The sequence below is a fragment of the Calditrichota bacterium genome (assembly GCA_013152715.1).
Lineage (GTDB): Bacteria > Zhuqueibacterota > Zhuqueibacteria > Thermofontimicrobiales > Thermofontimicrobiaceae > 4484-87.
This window is the reverse complement of the sequence record JAADFU010000147.1, coordinates 25,481-45,832: the sequence shown is the minus strand read 5'-3', so window position 1 is coordinate 45,832 and position 20,352 is coordinate 25,481. Positions and strand designations below refer to the sequence as shown.

The window sequence follows — 20,352 nt, the reverse complement described above, 5'->3', positions numbered from 1 at the left end:
TTGTTATTTGAATGGCGCTAATTTCGCTTTAAAATTTATGTTCAAAAGAGACAATGAAATTTGTCGAATGATACACTTTAGAACCGGTTTTCAGATAGCCGATGTAAAATTTATCAAAATCAGTAAATAAAAAAGATAACTTACCGCTAAAATTATTTGAATTGATGCTCTGTTGCCGGGTCAGACCATAACCTGCTTCAACATCCAAAAATCCAAACAGCGGCTGCTTCACGTTCAAACCAAGGGAAGAAGTCGAAAGCTCGTTCGGTGTCCAGTAAGGCAGCGATGTCGGGAAGATTTTTTCAAAATCTTCAAAAACATAATAGCCGTATGCCGCCAAATTCGGATTTTTCATCTTCAGCGTCAAATAGGTTGCCGCAGTGGCAGTTACTTTTTTGTTGTCGTCCGAATAATTAAAAAGCTGGTAATTTCCGGAAATTGCCCAGCGAGACAAAATCTGCCAGTACCCTTCCGCAACAAAACCATTCAGAATAATATGATCAGTCAAAGCGCGGACGCCTTCCTGATTCTCGTGTCTCTCGTAGCGCAATTGTGCGGTGAAACGGCCACGAATCGTCTGCGTCAGTTGAAGCACGGCGCTCAAAGGCGTCCAGTTGGAACTGTAGTTCACCGCGCCAATCTTCAGCGAGACTGTCGTCGACGGCTGTGGGTGGAAATTCACCGTCGACTGCGCGCCGTGACCAATGAGAGTCGAGTCCAGACGATCGTCGGTCACGCGATATTGAGCCGTCTGGAACCGGAAATCCCAGTACCGGTTTTGGAAACAAGCCGCACCGAGCGGTATTGATTCTCGTGTGATCAAATTGGAATCACTAAGTCTGGCGTATTTTATCGCAGCAGAATTGCCATAATGCTGCCGAATATCCCGTAGTAATTTTGCCGCCCGTTCATTTTGAGGATCGAAAAGTTTCAGTTTTTTCAATTTCGATTTTGCCGCGTCCCAGCGACCGGACCAGCGTTCAATCTCTGCCAGTGAAAGCAACGCCTCTTTATTCAGCGGCTGTTTCTGCAAAATTTCGCGCAGCGGTTTTTCTGCCTTTGCCGATTGATTGCTCCACAAATACGCATGCGCCAATTGAATTTTGTGGTTCAAGCTATCCGTTTCCAAAGCCGCCAATCTTTCGTAAAGCGGGGCAGCTTCGCCGGGCTTGTTATTCCACATGTATTGCTGCGCTAATTTTTTCAGAATTTCAAGATCATCGGGATTTTTTTCTAATATTTTCTCATATTGTTCAATGGCTTTTTCCGGCTGATTATTCCAGACCAAATGCTGTGCTAATTTTTTCCGATACTGCACGCTATCCGGCTCCAGCGCGATTACCTTTTCTAACATGCGTATGCCGTCTTCGGCTCGATTTGTCCAAAAATAATGATCCGCCAGCATTTTCATCGTCGCCGCATCCGTCGTATCTGTGCGAACAATCTGCTCGTACTGAGCTATCGCTTTCTCCGGCATATCGTTCCAGGAATAAAGCTGCGCCAACTTTTTGTGGATTTCAATATTTTTTGGTTCGAGCATTACGATTTTTTCGTACAAATCAATGGCGTCTTTCTGGCGATTATTCCACAAATAAAACTGAGCGAGATTTTTTTCAGCCGCTGTGTCCATGGGATTCAAACGGACAATTTGCTCGTAGGCGCCAATGGCTTTGTCAGCCATATTGTTCCACGAATAGAGCTGTGCCAACCGCTGCCATGACCGTAAATGATCCGGATTGGTTTTGACAAGCGACTCGTAAATAGAGATCGCTTCCTTTTGTTTGTCAGAAGCAATAAGCGATTCGGCCTCGGCAATTTTTTTCTCAAGGTCTTTATTCTCCGAGCGAAAAAAATTCTCCTGATTGCAAACCAACAAATATTCCTGCGACCATCCGATTTGAGCGAATAGAACAGAAGCCAAACTCAGTAATGCCAGCTTGAACATTGCTTTACTTTGAAGTTTCATCACAGACCCCCTTTTCCCTGAATCGGGTTCTTAAATTGAAGCATCATCACATGGTCCGTCGCCTTAATAATCAAATGGACGCCAAATGTCGTTTTGTGTTTGTGCACTAACTTGCAGCCTAAAACGCCTTCCAGTTCGTCAGGCTCCGCCAGATATACCGCAAAATAAGAAGGCACGACGTTGGTCTCCACATTAATAATGTTCTTCTGGCATGTCGCCCCCACTTTTGTCCGATCAAACATTCTCAATACTGGCAGCGCCTCGCGCCGCTTCAAATGGCGTAAATAGGGATAATTTTCTCGCGCGAAATCCAGCCACTTTCTCAATTGGTAATACAAACCGTCCTTTCGCGGCTCCCCGTACCAACTCAAGGAAGCGATATGTTCATCCGCCAACTCTTCTTGGCTGTAACGCTCGCCATTGGGGTACACGTCGTCGGGATGAATGAAATGCGCCCAGACGCCGTTGCAATTCAACAGGGAAATCATTGACTGCCGGAAAAAATCGGTCATAATATAACCCGACGTATTTCTGGGGATAACGTACAAATCTTGATTCCAGGGCTCGGGAGCAAATTCTCGAAATTGTCCCAGCTCGAATTTTCCCAGATACAGAGCGCCAATTTGCTGGATACTCGGAAATACCTGATGGAGCACAGCAACGCCGGTCGAGTCATAAATATTTAGCGGGGGCACATAGCTTTGGGGCAATTCCCCCAAATTTTCAATTTGCCAGCGTTTTTTGCCTGCCTGCAGAGCCGACTTCATGTTTTCCGCGCTGTGCCAAAACTTCATTGACAAAGATTGGTGATTGTACCCGTGTAAGCCCAGTTCTGTTGTCGGCGTTAAATTCTTGGCGGCATAAAGCGAAGCAGACACAGTTTTGCCGCCGAGGGTGATTTTTCCGTTGAGCCATTCAAAAAAATTAAACGGCGGTTTGGTCAGACCATTATAATTAAAAATCAACGCCGACGTATATTTTAAGCCATATTCCCGCGCCAATTTAATCAAATCAGGATACCATTTCAAAGTGTAGAATTCGGCGATGGTCATGTCAAACTCTGATTTTATTGGCTCCGATTTTACATTGTAACAGGCATTGGGAAAATCATCCAGATCAAAAATTGCCACATTCGCCAACGCCGCCACAGTAAATGGCTGCACCGCAGCGATCGAGCGGACGATAAACCCCCGATTTATCTTGCGAGCCAACATGCCGGTATTCCAATAAATCACTTTCCCTTTGCCGAATTCATGAAACCAGGCAATCGGATATTTGTCCGTTTTCGCAATCAACTCTGCCTGATTTTCCAACCGGTACGTGTAATTGGAGACGTCCTCTTTTTCCAGCGTCAGCTTTTCCCCGCCGGGTAAAAACGCTTCCACAAAGACCACACGCTGCTCGTTGTCCACAAATTGGGGCTCTCTTCGATTTTTCACGCCGAAAAGATCGGGCAGATATTCATTCCATGAGCGATAAAAAATAGCGAGACCGCCTCCGCCAGAAACATATTTTTTTAATTTTTGACTCTCAATTTCATCCAGTTTCCACAAATTTTCCGTGACCGTAACCACAGAGCGATAAACGCGCAAATCAGGCAATCTCACAGATCGCGACAGATCATATTCCACAAACGGAATTTTCGCATAACGCAACGCTGTCACTGCCTGATTGCGACACATCATGCCATATTTGTCCGAATGATCGGAGAGAAGCAGCGTCGGTTGCGTACGAATATCCAACGGCGTCGTCCGCACAGAAAATTTTATTTTCTCATCCGGCCCGCGCCCGGAACAGCCGGCGATGGCAACTATCAGAGCAATTAAAAACACATTTTTCAAATTATGTCGCATCATGCGAAACTGCTCTCCGCTTCGTCCAAAGTTTCAAACAATTGAAAATGTTTGTCCAATCGAGTCAATTGAATCACTTTCAGCACTTCCGGTTTGGCGCCGACAAATTTGACGTCACCGCTTTTCGCCTTGGCCATTTTAAAGGCGACTACAAAAATTCCCAGACCCGAACTATCAATAAACGGAACGTCCGCCAGATCGACCAGGATATTTTCCTGACCGCCGCCGATCAAATCTTGCAGCAGACTTCTCAATTGCGGCGCCACGGAAACATCAATTTCTCCGCTCAATTTCACCAATGTAAATTTTTCGCGTTGTTCGACTTTGTACTCCATCTCTTTTACCTCTAATTTTTTATGGGAAATGAGTTTTTCAATTCGTTCGAGCCATTCCTTGAAAATGAAACATTTATTACAGGATTCGTCGCCGTGGCTCGCGCAATTCACTTCAGGATTCATCCAGCAAAAATTATCAGATTTGAAAGCGGGACATTGCTGACAAACATCCCTCGGTTCACCTTTGAATTCCCAACAGGGCATAAACGGCTTGCTGGCGTCGCGATTTTCACTTTCCTCGAACCATTTGACCAAGGCGGCGACCACATCCGGATCAAATTGTTTTCCCGTTCGCAATTCCAACTCTTCCCGCAATTTGTCCGGCGTCAGCGGCTCGCTGAATCGAGTGTTGGCCGTCGCTTCGACAAAATACTCGGCGAGCGCCAAAATCCTGCCGGAAATTGGAATCTGATCGCCTTTCAGTCCGTTCGGAAAACCCCAGCCATCGTACCATTCGTGATGTGTGCGGACTGCCTCAGTCAATGCGCTGGCAATAGGCAGCGCCTCTATCATGCTGGCGCCAATTTCCGGATGATTGAAATCGGCTTGAAAGTCTTCTCCGACGTCCACAACGCCGCACATTCCCAGGTCGTGAATCAAGCCGGCTTGCCGAATGTGCTCTGTCAAACTCTTTTCCATTTGCATTTTCTGAGCGATTTTTACCGCCGCGTCGGAAACGCGGCGCGAGTGTCCCGCCGTTTCCGGCGAGCGATGATCGTAAGCTTCGCTCATCGCCACCAAAGTGGAGAAATAGCGACGCGTAAAATCATCGAATAAACGAGAATTATTCAACACCAACTTTATTTGTTCGGTGAAATTCGTCAAAACCGACAGGCTGAAATCGGAAAACATCTCGCTGCGAGTAAAATTGATCAGGGCGAACGCGCCGAGCAGTTTTTCATTTTCCACCAACGGCACTGCCAGAATAGATTTGACCTGAAATTCAGCGACGAAATCAAAATCCCGCAAAATCATCACAGCGCCGTCATCCGGCGACCATTCAAAAAGCCCGTCTTCGGCGCTGAGATTAATTTTTTCCAGAAACCCTTCGGGTAAATTTTTGTGAGCGCGAATTTTTAGCGTCTTTTTTTTCGGCTGGGTGATTGCCACAAATCCCGCCTCGGCGCGCGTAGCGGTGATCGCCAAATCCAATAACAAATCCACGAAACGATTTAATTCCAACGCCGACCCCAACATGCGACGGCTGACATTCATTTTGGAACGCAGTTGATTCACTTCTTCTCTCAGCCGCTCTATTTCTCTAAACCGATTGACGCCGTTCGCCGCCGCCACAGAAAACACGCGCAAAAAATGCTTATTTCTTTTCAAGCGGCGCGGCCGTAAAACAGGACCGACGAATAAACAGCCGATGAATCCTTTGCCTTTTAAATGAAGCGGAATATTGAGAATGTTGGTTCCCAACATTTCCAGTACGCCACTTTGTCGGAAAGTTTCCCTGTTTTTTATTACAATTTCCGGATCGCGCAATTCCGCTTCGGTGCGGCTGTCAAGTCCATTCTCCTGCGCCCAATCTTTTAAGTCAGAAAAATCCGCCACTGTCAAAACAAGCTTCTGCGACTCATCATCGCTCAAATAAAGGTAAGCGCACGGAGTCGCGACATTTTTTTTCACCATTTCAAAAATCGCTTTGTAGCCCTGGGCCGCGTCATTGATGGGAAAAATTTTCAATGCAAAATGGCGCCAGACCGCAATCTCAATTACGGTTTGCTTATTCCGAATAATTGAAAACAATTTCTTCTTTCCGCCGCTAAAAATTGGAATTTCGTTATTATCACTCATCACCGGAGAACATCCAAATTTTTATGAAAATCAAATATATTTTTCGGCTCGTCTGAGACATGAGCTTTAATTACTTTTCAATAAAAATTATACGGAGCTGTATCAAAAGTCAATTTTTTGAATCAAAATATTGAACTTACGTCCCAAAAAACGTCCGTTTTAGGGCTTTTGATACAGCCCCATCGTTCAAAAAAACCGATTGTACGAGGTTTGTAAATCAATCCTGCAAGCTAAGTAGCCGCTTCAGCGGCTTCCCTGACTGCCAAAATCATGCGCTCACAATTTCCCGGCCAAAAATCTGTCTGACTCGTTCCACAACTTTCGGCGGATCAAACGGCTTCATCAGATAGTCGTCCGCTCCCATTTGCAAGCCTTTTTCCACATCAGAATCCTGACCTCTGCCGGTCAAAATAATGACGATTGTGTCTTTCAACGAGTCATCGGCGCGAATCTGCCGACAAACTTCAAAACCGTCCATGACAGGCATCATCAAATCGGTAAAAATCAAATCCGGTTTAATGGCGCGCGCTTTTTCCAATCCCTCGACGCCGTTGCCGGCAATTTCGACGTCGTAGCCTTCCCTTTCCAACACAAAACTTAAAATTCTTTGCATGGTCAAAGAGTCTTCGATTATCAAAATTTTTTTCGTTCCGTTTTCCATTGCTGCACTCCCGTGAAGTTTATTTTCTCTTTACCACGACAACAGTAATGTCGTCGCGTTGCAATTCAGAATGTTGAAATTCCCGTACTGCCTTCATTAATTGATTCAAAATTTCGTTAGCTGACATGTGGATGGAGCCTCTCAAGACCGATTGCAGCCGCTTTTCTCCAAAAAAACTTCCGCTATCGTCGCGCGCCTCGGTGACTCCGTCCGTGAACATGACGAGTAGATCGTCTTCTGCCGTATCAATCGTTCGTTGCTCAAATTTTTCGCCGGCAAACATTCCCACCGGCAATCCGCCCTCATCAAGTCGCTCAAATTCTCCCCGTCCGTTTCGCCACAACAACGGAACCAAATGTCCGGCATTGCAGTATGTCAATGTTTTGTCCTCGGCGTTAAAACGCGCCAAAAATAGCGTGGCGTACATTCCTGTTTCCTCGGTATCCTGCGCCAAAAGCATATTAGCGCTTTCCACAACTTGTTTAACACTGCCGCGCAGCCTCGACTCCGAACGCAAAATGCTCCGCAACGAAGCCATTGTCATCGCCGCGCCGATCCCGTGACCCGACACATCCGCAATGACAAACTCCCACAGCGAATCAGACAACTGATTGACTGAAAAATAATCTCCGCCCACGTCTGCCGCCGGTTCACAAATGGCGTCCACGTCAAAATATTCTGTCTGCGGCAGCGAGCGCGGCAACAGACTTTGTTGAATATTCCGCGCTAATTTCATTTCATGTTGCAGCGCCTCGGCAATGCGCATCTGCTCTACCAGGCGATTGCTCTGAATCGTAATCCCGGCATAACCGGCAATAGCTTCCGCCAATTTGATATCGCCGGACTGAAATGTGTCATCGCCCAATTTCCCGATCAACACAAGGGTTCCCGTCATTTTATCGTGCGCATGAATGGGAACCGCCAGCAGGGAACTCAATTCCTTATTTTTCAAATTGTCAAAATATGACTTCGGAAATCGACCGGCATCGTCAATCAATATTTCCTTGCCGTCTCTGGTCACTTTTTCAGCATATTCCAGCAGCATTTGCGGATGAACCAGTTTCTGCACATCTTCGCGATCCGCGTGAAAAACAAGTTCCAGTTCTTTTGTTTTCTCATTTTCCAGAAAAATTACCCCGCTGCTCACATCGAGAACGCGCATGGCTTTCTTCAGCGTCAGCTCGCAAATTTTTTCTTCGTCGAAAAGCAAACTCAATTCGGAGATGAGATCATAAAGCAAATTGAGCTCTTCATATTTTTCCAACACTTCCTGAGCCAAACCCTGCGCTTCCTGCTCCTGCATGATTAAAAATTCGATATTTTCCTTGACCAGCGCCACCAATTTTTTAAGCCGTTCCCGATCCAATTTCAACGTCGTTGGTTTGCTCGCGAGTTGAAAACCACAACCCTGACAGGCAACATCCTCAAAATTCACATCGTACCGCCTGCTTTCAAACAGCCATTTGTCATCGAATTGTTCGCTTTTCACCAGCAAATTGCGTTCGCCATCCACAACCGCGGCGGCGAGGCCAACTGCGCTCTCCACTTTTTTTAAATAGCCTTCCAGTCTTGTTTTCAATACCGAAGAAAAAATCATCTGCAATGAATCCTCTCAACTCAATTGATCGGAAATGGTCTTTTTCTTTTTGGGAATATCTATCTGATAAACCTGCACTTGTTCATCTTCGTAAAAAACATGAATATTGTTATTCCTTTTGGCAAATTCAGCGCACCATTTTTGAAGTCTGTCATTTAAATCGGGAATCTTCGGCAATAACGCCGTGTCCACGTGATTCTGCGTTTTGTCTTTTTCAATAAAAATAAATAAATGACTCGCTGGAATGACGCTGCCCGATTTTTCATTGAAACTGCGCGGATTGTAATATTTCAGAAAATAGAGATAATCCATGTATTTGCCATAATTTTGCACTTCAACTTTGCTGCCGAAATGAGACACGACCATCCACTCAAAGGGATCGTATTTTTTTTCAATTTCATAAATAGCGCGCACATAGCCGTCGGGCTCGGTTTGGTATTGAAAACGGGCAATTGTCGGCGCCTTCAGAAACAAGAAAATTTCAAAAAAAATCAAAATGACGACAAGACCCCAGACGGTCACTCGCAAAGGAGTGACATTTTCTCTGCCAACACGTTTTTGCAGAAAACGGAAAAGCAAACCATACACGACTAATCCGAGAGAGATGCAAACAAATAGCGATAAAACGAAACCGACTTGCGCCCGATTCAAATCGATGGGAATTTCCAAATTTTCCCCGTACCAAAAAACTGCCAAAATGACGGTCATCAATCCCCAGACGAAATAATGAGCTCGCCACAGGCTTGTTTTCATCTTCAGGAATAGCAACATGCTCGAAATTCCCAGCCCAAGACTCACATAAAAAAATATATTTTTGCTCAACACCATTTCCTCTCGCGCGAATCGCATGAATAAATCATCGGTCACAATATTCTTGACGATTCCCACGAACATGGGATTTGCCGCCAACTGCCAATAGAGCAAATAAATGCCGGCAACAGATAGCGCGAATATCGCGCCGGAAAGAAATCGTCGCCTCCCATTTTTTCCATGAGAATTTGGGGCGAACATGGCGCACAGTGAAATCACCGGCACAAAAAGTATAAAAATGACTGCGCTGAAATAGCTGACCAAAACGCTCACCATCACTCCGAGGAAAGCCGCGACTCCGAAAAAAAGTGAGGGCGAACTGACAAAGTCGATAGTAAAAGACAGACTTAAAATCAAAAACAACGACGCCAGCACAATCGAATTCGCTTCAACCTGCTGCTCCAGACTCACCGGCAACAGTCTGGAAAAAACACCGAAAATTGCCGCTGCCAGCAATGCGCTGGGTCTGTTTGCTGTGACTCGAAAAACGACATGATGAATCGCTATCATCAATATTAAAGCCGTCACCGCGCCAAAAATGTGAACCAATGTTTGTGGGTTAACGCGGGAAAACTGGAAAACGACGTCGATAATCGCATGCAAACCTTTGGGGACAAACATTTGATCGTAAAAAAGGCTCTTTGTCCCCAGGGATTTCACATATTCCAGCGTTTTGTACGCCTCGACGGAAAATGGCGATGCGGTGCGAACGACAGGAATCAGCCGCATCCCAGCGGCGACGATCATCACGATCGCCAACATAATGTTCCACACAAAGGCATAAGGTTCTTGCCTTGCGTTTTGTCGCCGGCGTTTTCTGAAAATTAATCTTCTCAACCAATCAGAAGCATCTCTCTCCAAAAATTTCAATCCGTTGTAATTAAAACGGGTCAACAGATTACCGCCTTTGCCATAATCGCCCGTAAGAACGAAAATTGCCGAAAAAAGTCCAACGCCCAAATACAGCGAAATTGAATCATAAATTCGGATTATCGACAGAAAAAAGACGGCGACAATGACAAAGCTGCTCGTCAGAATGAATCCGGCAAAAATATTATCCGATCCGTGAGATAATTTTTCGCGCCCGAGCAACAATTTCGGTAGCGCAACAAATAACAGAAAAAGAAGAATCAGCGCGCGAAAAAATCCTGCGATAGTATTTTCAAGATAAGCATCCATCATCAATAGGCCGAATAATAAAAGTAATCCAGTTTTTTAAAAAATTCTGTTGAATATCTTGACGAAAGCGCCGCGAAAACAATCGATCCGGCAAGCAAGCCGAAAACGCCAAATTCGTAACCGAACCAGCGACTCAACAAAACCCCGGTAAAAATATTCACCAGCAAGCCGACGGCAATAGCCTTCACTGCGAAATTGAGACGAGATAATGTCAGAAAAAACAATCCGTTAAAAAGGCCTATTGCCATGAACAAATAGGAAATTGCCGCAACGTAAAATGCAAAAAATGTAATTCTGTTGCTGAAAAAATCTCTCACTTCGCGAATGTAATCGAAACGCCGCAGATACATTACTCCGAAATAGGTCGCGACAATACTCCCCATGCCCAAAACAATCAGCGCGACAAATTGCCGGCGCTGAAAACGTCGATAAATGTGAATAAAATGGTCCATGTCAAAAATCTGCAAATCGTCTTGCGTCGGAATGAGCGTCGCAGAAAAACGCTCAATCGTGAACTCCAGCAGCGCAATGGTGATGAACAGCGACAACAGCGCCCAATCCATCCCCAACTCGTACGGCGTGCGAAACCAAATGAGCGTTGTCGGACCGCCGGATTCGAAAACGGACCAACTGACAAGTCGATCGACGAATAGAAAGCAAAAATAGAGCGTCCCGTACACGAAATAAGGCGATGTGACGTACGCCATAATCGCGCGTTGAGGAAGACGTGCCGGATTTTTAATTTTTTGTCGGCGAATTTTGCCGCGAAACCAAAGCAAAGCATAAAGCCAACTCAACGCATTGGCAAACAACAGTCCGGCAAAATGCGCCTTGAATATTCCCCAATCCGTGAAATTCATGACCGCCCACACTGGCAAAATGCCGACAACAGTCACGAACAGAACAACAAAATAATGTTTGGCCAAATACAAAATAGTTAGTGCAAACCATAATTCTGACAAAAGAACAAAATAAATCAGGCTATTGATTGCCATTTCCGTTCTGAAAAACGGGAATAAAATATTGCTTGCGAAAAAGAAGATCGTCAGTCCAATCACAATCAACCCGTGGTAGCGGAACAATCTCAGATAACTCATCCTCGCCAGCAAATATTCTCCGGCGTTCAAGTAAAATAGTACATCCCTGCCCGCAGCTTGAACGAAGCCACCGCTGACGATAAAACTCAAGATCGTTCCCAAGGCAACTACCGTAGCCTGCGCTTCGGTGAATTCAATGTACGCCCACAAAGAATAGCGAAAGAGAAACAACAACGCAATTTGTCCCAAAACCGGAATCATGAAACTCAAGCCGCGGGAATAGTATTTAACAAAACTTTTAATTGTATTTTCAATCTTTTGTTTTTCTTTTAGTTGTGAAGCGAGCAAATTTTGAATTTCTCCATCGCGCTGGCAAATAGCATAGACTTCTTCCGCCAGTCGAAAAATCGTTTCTGTTCCGAACTCCTGACGCGCATCTTTGTCGCGTAATCCCATGGATTCCAAAATAGCGGCAACCGCCCACCTGTCAAGCGGTCGCTGAATATTTTCTACGACCTTGAATGTCAGTTCCCTTTTGCGGGGATCCGATTCCATTTCAAAAGTAAAATTCGCGCGTTCTTCATTTTTATTTTCAGCAGCTTCGCTCATCGCTCAATTAACCAATTCGTGTGATTTCTCATCAGAAATTAGCCGCTCGTCGGGCCTTAAAATTTTTTCAAATATTTTCTTCATCGGCGCGTCAGAAATATTTTTGAAGGCTTGGTTGCGTTTTCGCTTCAGTTTGCGCAATCGCTGATACGCTTGCCAGTAGTGATCTATCGAAGTCGAAATGCGAAATTTCAACAGCACCTGCTCGCGCGCCAGCCGTCCCAAATGCTGACGCAATTCAGGATCGCGCAAAAGTTGAATCACGCCCTCGCCGAACGCCGCCCCGTCTCGCGGTTTCACAATGACGCCGTAACCAGCCAACGCCTCTTTGACGCCGCCAACATCCGTCGCCACGACAGGCCTGCCGCACGCCATGGACTCCAAAACGGTGTAAGGAAATCCTTCCGAAATACTGGAAAGCGCGCTGACATCGCCCTCGTTGTAAATTTCCGTCGGTTTGTTGTGGTAGCCGCCTAACTCAAAATTTTCTTCCAGATTCAACTCCCGAATCAAATTTCTGCATTTGGCGACGTAATCCGGCGCCACCTCCAGCGATCCGTAAACCACATATTTCACATTGGGGATTTTTTTGCGCACGTAATCGCAAGAACGAATCATGGTCTCAATATCTTTGAGCGGCATCACATGCGCTGCCGCCACAACAGTGGGTCTGCCCCGCGACCTTTCTGGTTTGCTTTTCGGCACAAAAATTCCCGGGTCAATTCCATTGTAAATTGTTTCTATCTTTTTCATGTCAGCGCCGAACAGTTTTTCCCAGCGAATATTGAAGTTCGCCACCGGAGAAACCTGATCGGCAAAGATGTAACTCAATTTGCTCACGATGATCGACAAGTTCATGAGAAATTTTTTAGTAAAAAACGAAAAATCGGCATTGGAAATAGCAATGTAACGCTCCCGCACAAAAACGCCGTGATCGGTTACAATCATCGGAGTTCCGTACTCCAATTTGGAAATAATGCTTGCCAGTCCGCTGAACCCGGCGATGGTGGCGTGGGTAACGTCCGTCTCCGGAATAGGCGCATGAATTCCCATGAGATAAAAATAGAGCCAGCGCATGGTAGTCGTGATGTCAAATATCGAGGGAATTTCTTCGTCCAACGCGCGATCGTAATAATAATCCATGACTTCTTTTTTAAATGTCTCCCAAACAATCCTGGAGCGAAATGTTTCCTTATAATCATAACTGAGAAAATAGCGGTACATTCTGTGGAAGACGTCGGCCAACAAAATGACCCTTTCGTCAGGAAACAATATCTCGCGAATCAGCGTGCGGAAGTAGGGAATGAATTTTTCAGCAATAATATCTTCCGTGGTTTGTTTCCGCCGAGAATAAATCTCCGAGAACGGCACATCCGGCAAAATGTACTCTGACGGCTCAATAACGCCCCAGAGCGGAATCTGCTGGATTTTGCGTACATTTTTCGGCGGCGAATATTTCAATTTAAAAGTCGGCGCGCCCGTAATCGCGTAAACGTAAAAATCAACCTGACTCAATTCGCTGGCTAAAATATCGCACCAGGTGCTCACACCACCACCCGCGTACGGATATGTCCCTTCTGTCTCCATCAACACTGAAATGCGATTTTTTTCCATGACTCACCTGCTGAAAAATTCAATGGTTGCTTTTAGTCCTTCGTCGAGATCAAAATCCGGATTAATTCCTAATGATTTTAATTTGCTAATGTCCGCCTGCGAATGCTTCACGTCGCCGGCCCTTTCCGCCGCATATTTGATGCTGGACCTGGAACCGGTCAGGCGGATTATTTTTTCTGCCAATTCATTAATGGTAATTCTACCGCCGCGCGCGACATTGTACACGCCGCTCGCTTCCTGATTTTGCGCGACAGCGACGTTGGCTTTGACAATATCTTTCACAAAAACAAAATCGCGCGTTTGCTCGCCGTCGCCGTAAATAATGATATCCTTTTCGCGCAATGCCCGATCAATGAAAATCGGCACTGCCGCCGCGTACTGTGAACTCGGATCCTGTCGCGGGCCAAATACATTAAAATAACGCAAACACACGGTCGGCACGCCGAATTCGTCGTGGTACATTTTGAAATAATACTCGCCGTCCAATTTTGTGATCGCGTACGGGCTTTTGGGCTCTGGCAGCATGGTTTCTACTTTCGGAACAACGGGATTATCCCCATAAATCGCCGCCGAAGTTGACAGTACAATCTTTTTCACTCCATTTTCTCGCGCCGCTTCCAGCAAATTGAGCGTTCCGTTCACGTTAATACTGACTGTGGTTGCCGGTTCTGACATGGATTCCGGCACGCTCACCAGAGCCGCGAGATGAAAAATATAATCCACTCCCCGAGTGACTTTTTTCACCAGCCGCGCATCCGTGACGCTTCCCTGCACAAATTTTACATTGAAAGAATCAATATTTCGTTTGTAGCCGCTACGCAAGTTATCCAGCGCAATCACTTCATCGGTCTCATGAAAATGCTCCACAATGTGACTACCAATAAATCCGGCGCCGCCGGTGACTAATATTTTCGCCATTTTATTCACTCCTTGCTTTTGTAAAATAGTTTTCAGATTGTATCTTTACCGTGCTTGCTTTCTCGATCAATTGTCTGTAAGTTTGACGATAGCGCTGAATCATCTTTTCCGAACGATAAAATTTTTCGATTCTTTTTCTACCATTTTGCGCACATTCACGCCAGAGAGAGGGATTTTTCAATATCCGGAGCATGGCGGCGGAAATTCCGGCAACATCGCCCACACGACAGAGCAAACCCGCTTGTCCCAGACCGTCGTTTGCTCCGTTAATAATTTCATCACATCCGCCCACATCAGTTGCCACGACAGGAATTCCAGCCGCCATAGCTTCCAGAAGCGCGAATGGCTGTCCCTCACTCACACTTGTCAACGCAACAAGATCCAGATTGGCATAAAAATTCAACGCATTAATTCTACCAGTAAAAAATAAATTTTCCAGGCCTAATTTTTCCGCCAGATTTTTGCATTTCAAATAATAATCACTGTCCTGCTCAATGGGGCCTATGACGTAAAAACGCGCCTCAGGAAAAACACTGCGCACCCGAGCGCTGGCGCGAATGAATGTTTCAATATCTTTGATTGGCGTCACTCTGCCGACCAAGCCGACGGAGGGAGCCGCTGACTGTTGCCAGTTTGACTTGGCTGCCATCGGCGGGAGCTTGACGCCGTTGTGAATCACGCGACATTTTCCGGCATTTGCAGAAACAGACAGTTCCATTCTTCGATTCGTTTCGCAAACGGTCGTGATTAAATCCGCTTCCCGATAAGTTTGTTTGGCAATTCTTTTAAAAAATTGAAGCCAGGAAAACCAATTTTTTCCCAAAAATAATTCCGTGCGTTTCATCTTCATCACTTTGAAACCGCACTCGATTTCATCGGCGCCGAGTTCAATCTCATGCCAATAAATGCCATGTTCTGTGAGTAAAAGAGGCCTCATTCTCCTCCGCTTCAGCTCCGTCCCGATCCAGCCGGCAAATCCTGTGGACAAAGAATGATACAAATCAGCATCCGGAATTTGCGCCAAAATTGATTCGAAATCAGCGTGATCTTTATCGATCAAAATCGGCAGGCACAGCAGCTCGCGCACATTTTGCGGAAGCTGATATTTTTCCTGTTCCGGCGCTTTTCCGGAATACAAGTGCACAATAGAAAATTCCACATCAGTCATTCCGTTGACGATTTCGTGGACCCAGGAAGAAACTCCGCCCACAAAATAGGGATAAGTGCCCTCCAATATCAAGCAAACGTGCGTCATCATTTTCTCCGATCTTTCCACATCACAGTTTTTGTACCGACTTCCAGTGGCACATATTCCACGCCGTCGAGCAATGTTCGCATCAGATAAATGCCGTACCCGCCTTCAGACGCTTTTTCCAGATCAGGACTCGGGACATTGTTGGCGTCAAATTTTTTCCCAAAATCGCGCAGAACAATTTCCACTTTGTCGTCATCCACCTGCAATTTCACCCGGATCGGCTTGACTAACTCATCCTCATACGCATGGCGCAAGATATTCGACAAAGCTTCTGTCAGCGCAACTTTAATATCAATGATTTCTGAATCAGCAACCTTAAATTTGCCTAACTCATCAACGACCCAATTTCTGATCACTGGTATTTTGGTTAAATCGCCGTCAAAATTCCTTACACTTTTCCTTTTTTTCATTGACTCCGGTCTCTTTGGCAGTTTTTTCAGTTTTACGTGCAGCATGGCGCGACACACAAATCGGCGCAGACATCGGAAGCGGTGCGGTCCATGGTGCAAGGACTCATCAGAATCAGCAAAAAGCAAACTCTATTCCAACATTGATTTTACGGCTATCATTGCAATTTTATTTTACAATAGGAACACAAGTTTTATCTTTCTTGTTGATTTTATTAAACTTACATTTTCAATACCACAAAATTCCTTTTCCCTGATTTCCAAATAAAATCGGGAGTTAATAAAAGTCCATCATTGTGGATTTCAAAATGAAATACTTGCGGTTTCAATAACGGTAATGAACAGGGAGCGTTTTTTTGTGTTTTGCACCGGCGATAAATCGTGGTATTTTTACGATGGTCGTTATTATGTAGCAGTTTGTACAAGCGCCACAATACACTGCGTGTCCGAAAAGTAACGAATGCAAATTTGCATTCCCCACATACAGACATTTTTAATGAAAACAACACAACATAAAATGCAAAATTTGTTAATGAATATGTTTTTTTCCACCCTTGCAAAGGTTTCGAACCCTTGCAAGGATCTCTCATCCAATTCATTGTGGTGCGGAAATAAAATACAAAAAAAGGCTTCTCCCAGCCAAAATCAGCCGAAAAAAGCCTTTTTGAAAAATTTCTTTCAGTCCCGATTAATCCATTCGCCCAATAAAATCTGCGCCGACCTGTGACCTAATCAGCGTTCTTGTCCGGATGTAAAATTTTCTCCAGAGCATTGAGATAATTGGAAAACGCCTTTTTCCCGACTTCTGTGATAGAGATCGTTGTCAGCGGTCTTTTGCCGGCAAAAGATTTTTTTATTTTGACGAAACCGGCCTGCTCCAACTTCGACAAATGCACGCTCAAATTTCCGTCCGTGGCGCCAATGGTCTCCTTCAAAAAAGTGAATTCCGCTTCCTTCGATGAAATCAAAATGGAAAGAATTGCCAGCCTGACGCGGGAATGAATGATCGGATCAAGTCCGGGCAATTTTTCCGCACTCATTGCTCACCGCCTTTCTTGTACATGCGATTGATGATAATTCCTGGCAAAAGATAGCCGAAAAACGTCGCCGGAATGAACACCAGCGCCCGATAATTGGGATGGACGAAAATCATGACGACAGCGGCTGCCCACCAAACTACGCCGCACCATTTCAGGAAATTCCATTCGTAAATGCCGCCGGAAACAAAAACAGCCAAACCGGCGATCGTGGACACTAAAATGGAGATGACCTCGTAGGAATAGACGCCTGCGAGCGGAAAAATAAAACCCGTGAGAAAAAATGCAATACCGCTGCCAATCCAGAGATGTTTTAGAGTTTCTTCGGCGTATGTTTTGAAAGTCGCCCTTTTTTCCGCCTTCCTGGCTTTGAGACTGGTAAAAGCTGCGCCCAGTCCCATGAGAACAAACCAGTCCACCCAGATCAAATTGTACTTTTCCAGATAAATGAGCGCGTACATTACCGCAACAGCGAGAATGATCAGCAAACCCCAGACAACGAGGTACGCTCCTGACCCGGTCGTCGAACGCCGCGTCTTTTCGACCATCGCTTTGATGAGCCGAATCTCTTCTTGAATTTCTTCTGCCTTCATCGTTCCTCCAATTTTTAAAGTTATTGTTTTTACAAAGTACTTTGTATTACAAAGCAAATATACAAAAAAAATAGTCGGAAGTCAAGTTTTTTTTTATTTTTTTAAGAAAATTTTGTTTGGCAGGGAATAGCGTCCTGTCGGAAATTTTTAGTTTTTCCAACGATAAAAAAAATCAAGGGCAACAATATCTGACAAAACAATGCCATTACTGGCAATCCACGGTAAATTTGTTCAGAATAATCATACTTTGCCACTTGATTTGACTATGTCATAAATTTCGCGAGAATTTCTCACTTTTCTTCTAAAAATTTAAACTTCTTCTCCCGATAAAATTTCAAACAAATATCGACAATCTCGCTGTCGTAATAAATCCCTCTGCCCGATTTTATTTCCTTAATCGCTTCTTTGATTCCCTTTGCCGGCCGGTACGGTCGATGCGACGCCATCGTTTCCACGACATCCGCCGCCGCGATAATTCGCGCTTCCACGATGATTTCCGGGCCGAGCAGTCCATCCGGATAACCGCTGCCGTCCATTCGCTCGTGGTGCTGCAAAATTGCCTGCGCAATGGGCCAGGGAAAATCGATAGATTTCAAAATGTCATAACCAGCCCGGGGGTGAATTTTGATCAGATCAAATTCCGAATCAGACAATTTACCCGGCTTGCTCAAGATTTCCGTGGGCACGTAAATTTTCCCAATATCGTGCATTAAGCTAGCAATGCGAATGCCTTCGATTTTATCTTTTGAAAGCCCCATTTCTTCGGCAATCATGCACGTCAATTCCGATACGCGCCGCTGATGACCAGCAGTGTAAGGATCGCGAATCTCAATCGTCGCAGTGAGCGCAGTGACAATTCCCTGCAGCGTTTTCTGCATTTTCTCATAACTCTGCCGCAGTTTCACGTCTGCCAATTTTCGTTCCGTCACATCCATAGCAATGATGAGCGCGGAATCGACATCATGATTGCTACGCAACGGATAAATTCGCCATTCAAACCAACGACGGCCGCCGTTTATCTTCGCGGAATTTTCCGTAATCAGCGGGGCGCGCGATTTGATGACCTGACGGATATTTTCTGACAAAGCGTAGCCAAGCTCTCGCGGAAGAATATCTTCCACTTTTTTTCCGTAACCGTGCGTTGAAGGTAAATTCAAAATTTTTTCCGAAATTCTATTCAGAAATAAAATCTTCCCGCTGCGGTTCACTGAAATAATCGCCTGTCCCGAGCCTTCCACCAATGTCCGATATCGTTCTTCGGAAGCGCGAAGGGAATCTTCCATCGTCTTTCGGTCGGTGACGTCTTCGCCCGACGCGAGAATACCGATGCGATTTCCCTGTTCGTCGTCCAGGGGCGTGTTGTGCCAGGCGATGATGAGCGGAGACCTGCTGCCTTTGTTAGGAATAACGGCCATCTCCGTATATTGAAATTCGCCCTCCGGGCTCGCCAACAATTTCTTAAATATCTGGCGCGCCCGCGCGCGTTCCGATTTCGGCACAAAGGTAGCAAACCAGTCGCTTCCGACAATTTCCTCTTCGCTGCAATTTAAAATTTCCCGCCCTTTTTTGTTAATCATCGCCACTTTTTCATCCACGCCAATTACCACAAAAATCACACCGGCAACATCCAGATATTTTTGCGCCCAATCGCGCTCGCGAACAAGTTCCTGTTCGAACTGTTTTTTTTCTGTTACGTCCGAAACAATTTCAACGACGTGGGTTATCTTGTCTCCATTTGCCCGGTAAGGGATATTCGCAATTTCGTAACAGCGACGCCCGTAGTTTTTTGTCTCAAGCCACGCTTCGTAGGTGACCTCTTTGCCCTGCAAACACAGATCCAGTTTGGGCTTCATGATTTCTTGAAAAACTTTCTCGCCCCAGATTTCTGCCACACTGCGGCCAGTCACCTGTCCTGGAATTAATTTGTGCGCCTGACAAAACGCGCGATTGATTGCTTCGTAACAATATTTTCGATTAATGAGCAGCATGAAAGAGCGAGAAGTATTGACAATAAAATCGTAGCGATTTCTAATTTCTTCTGAAATCCGTCGTTTTTGTAGTTGTTCGTTTTCTTTTAAAGCGCGCCGAATAGCGGGAATGAGCCTGGCAAGACGTTGCTTGAGGACGTAATCGGTAGCGCCGTTTTTGAGCGTTTCGATGGCGGACTCCTCGCCGAGTGTCGCGGAAACAAAAATAAAAGGCACTTCCGGAAAATCGTGACGGACTAATTTCAGCGCATCTGCGCCGCTATAGGCAGGAATGGAGTAATCGCACAAAATAAGATCGAATGACTCTTGCTTTAATTTTTTCTTGAACATCTCCGGCGTCGACGCCTGCACTAAATCAACAACGAGGCCCTCCTCTCGCAAGAGAGAACGGACTAATTCAAAATCATCGGCGTTATCTTCCAGATACAATATTTTTACTTCTTTCATTCACGAATACCATTTTTCGTTACCATGCGCGCCGTCGACCTTTGCCCCATTATTGGCGCAATTGGAAATTTAATTCCATCGTTTCATTATCGTTATCCCCCATTATTATATTAAAAAACAGAGCACAAATATTGAAAATTTTTTCAGTATCTCCTTTAATAATGAGATTTTTTTGGATAATTTTGTGTGATTTAGATCACGTCACCTATCAATTTGCCTGAGAAACACAAAAAACATTTCTCCACG

14 protein-coding genes are annotated in these 20,352 nt (G+C 45.2%); all 14 read right to left on the bottom strand.

The annotated features are described in order from the left end of the window. Positions 1 to 28: 28 nt before the first annotated feature. The 14 genes from GXO74_11800 to GXO74_11735 all read right to left on the bottom strand — a co-directional run bounded on the left by GXO74_11800 (position 29) and on the right by GXO74_11735 (position 20,106). Positions 29 to 1,966, bottom strand: a complete 1,938-nt coding sequence (locus GXO74_11800; protein ID NOZ62351.1) for a tetratricopeptide repeat protein — start codon at positions 1,964 to 1,966, stop codon at positions 29 to 31. Then, on the bottom strand, positions 1,966 to 3,822 hold the full coding sequence (locus tag GXO74_11795; GenBank protein NOZ62350.1) for a DUF2194 domain-containing protein: 1,857 nt from the start codon (positions 3,820 to 3,822) through the stop codon (positions 1,966 to 1,968). Before GXO74_11795 ends, GXO74_11800 begins: the two co-directional genes overlap by 1 nt. Further along, a complete protein-coding gene (locus GXO74_11790; protein ID NOZ62349.1) occupies positions 3,819 to 5,954 on the bottom strand; it encodes an anti-sigma factor antagonist in 2,136 nt (711 codons plus the stop codon). Before GXO74_11790 ends, GXO74_11795 begins: the two co-directional genes overlap by 4 nt. A 268-nt stretch (positions 5,955 to 6,222) precedes the next feature. After that, complete coding sequence (locus GXO74_11785) at positions 6,223 to 6,615, bottom strand: response regulator (protein ID NOZ62348.1); 393 nt, start codon at positions 6,613 to 6,615, stop codon at positions 6,223 to 6,225. 19 nt (positions 6,616 to 6,634) lie between these two features. Next, positions 6,635 to 8,218 (bottom strand): SpoIIE family protein phosphatase, encoded by a 1,584-nt coding sequence (locus GXO74_11780; GenBank protein ID NOZ62347.1) that lies wholly within the window; start codon positions 8,216 to 8,218, stop codon positions 6,635 to 6,637. A gap of 9 nt (positions 8,219 to 8,227) precedes the next feature. After that, positions 8,228 to 10,204: a hypothetical protein gene (locus GXO74_11775; GenBank protein NOZ62346.1), complete on the bottom strand. Its 1,977-nt coding sequence runs from the start codon at positions 10,202 to 10,204 to the stop codon at positions 8,228 to 8,230. Then, complete coding sequence (locus GXO74_11770) at positions 10,204 to 11,847, bottom strand: hypothetical protein (protein ID NOZ62345.1); 1,644 nt, start codon at positions 11,845 to 11,847, stop codon at positions 10,204 to 10,206. The genes GXO74_11775 and GXO74_11770 overlap by 1 nt, the downstream gene beginning before the upstream one ends. A 3-nt stretch (positions 11,848 to 11,850) precedes the next feature. Next, complete coding sequence (locus tag GXO74_11765) at positions 11,851 to 13,461, bottom strand: DUF3492 domain-containing protein (GenBank protein ID NOZ62344.1); 1,611 nt, start codon at positions 13,459 to 13,461, stop codon at positions 11,851 to 11,853. A gap of 3 nt (positions 13,462 to 13,464) precedes the next feature. Further along, a complete protein-coding gene (locus GXO74_11760; protein ID NOZ62343.1) occupies positions 13,465 to 14,379 on the bottom strand; it encodes an SDR family oxidoreductase in 915 nt (304 codons plus the stop codon). A 1-nt stretch (position 14,380) separates the two neighbouring features. Continuing rightward, positions 14,381 to 15,637, bottom strand: coding sequence for a DUF3492 domain-containing protein (locus tag GXO74_11755; protein ID NOZ62342.1), 1,257 nt, complete (start codon positions 15,635 to 15,637; stop codon positions 14,381 to 14,383). Continuing rightward, positions 15,634 to 16,044: an ATP-binding protein gene (locus tag GXO74_11750; protein ID NOZ62341.1), complete on the bottom strand. Its 411-nt coding sequence runs from the start codon at positions 16,042 to 16,044 to the stop codon at positions 15,634 to 15,636. The genes GXO74_11755 and GXO74_11750 overlap by 4 nt, the downstream gene beginning before the upstream one ends. Before the next feature lie 725 nt (positions 16,045 to 16,769). After that, positions 16,770 to 17,081, bottom strand: a complete 312-nt coding sequence (locus GXO74_11745; protein NOZ62340.1) for a transcriptional regulator — start codon at positions 17,079 to 17,081, stop codon at positions 16,770 to 16,772. Next, on the bottom strand, positions 17,078 to 17,671 hold the full coding sequence (locus GXO74_11740) for a hypothetical protein (GenBank protein ID NOZ62339.1): 594 nt from the start codon (positions 17,669 to 17,671) through the stop codon (positions 17,078 to 17,080). The genes GXO74_11745 and GXO74_11740 overlap by 4 nt, the downstream gene beginning before the upstream one ends. 290 nt (positions 17,672 to 17,961) lie before the next feature. Further along, positions 17,962 to 20,106, bottom strand: a complete 2,145-nt coding sequence (locus GXO74_11735; protein NOZ62338.1) for a PAS domain S-box protein — start codon at positions 20,104 to 20,106, stop codon at positions 17,962 to 17,964. Positions 20,107 to 20,352: the final 246 nt, after the last annotated feature.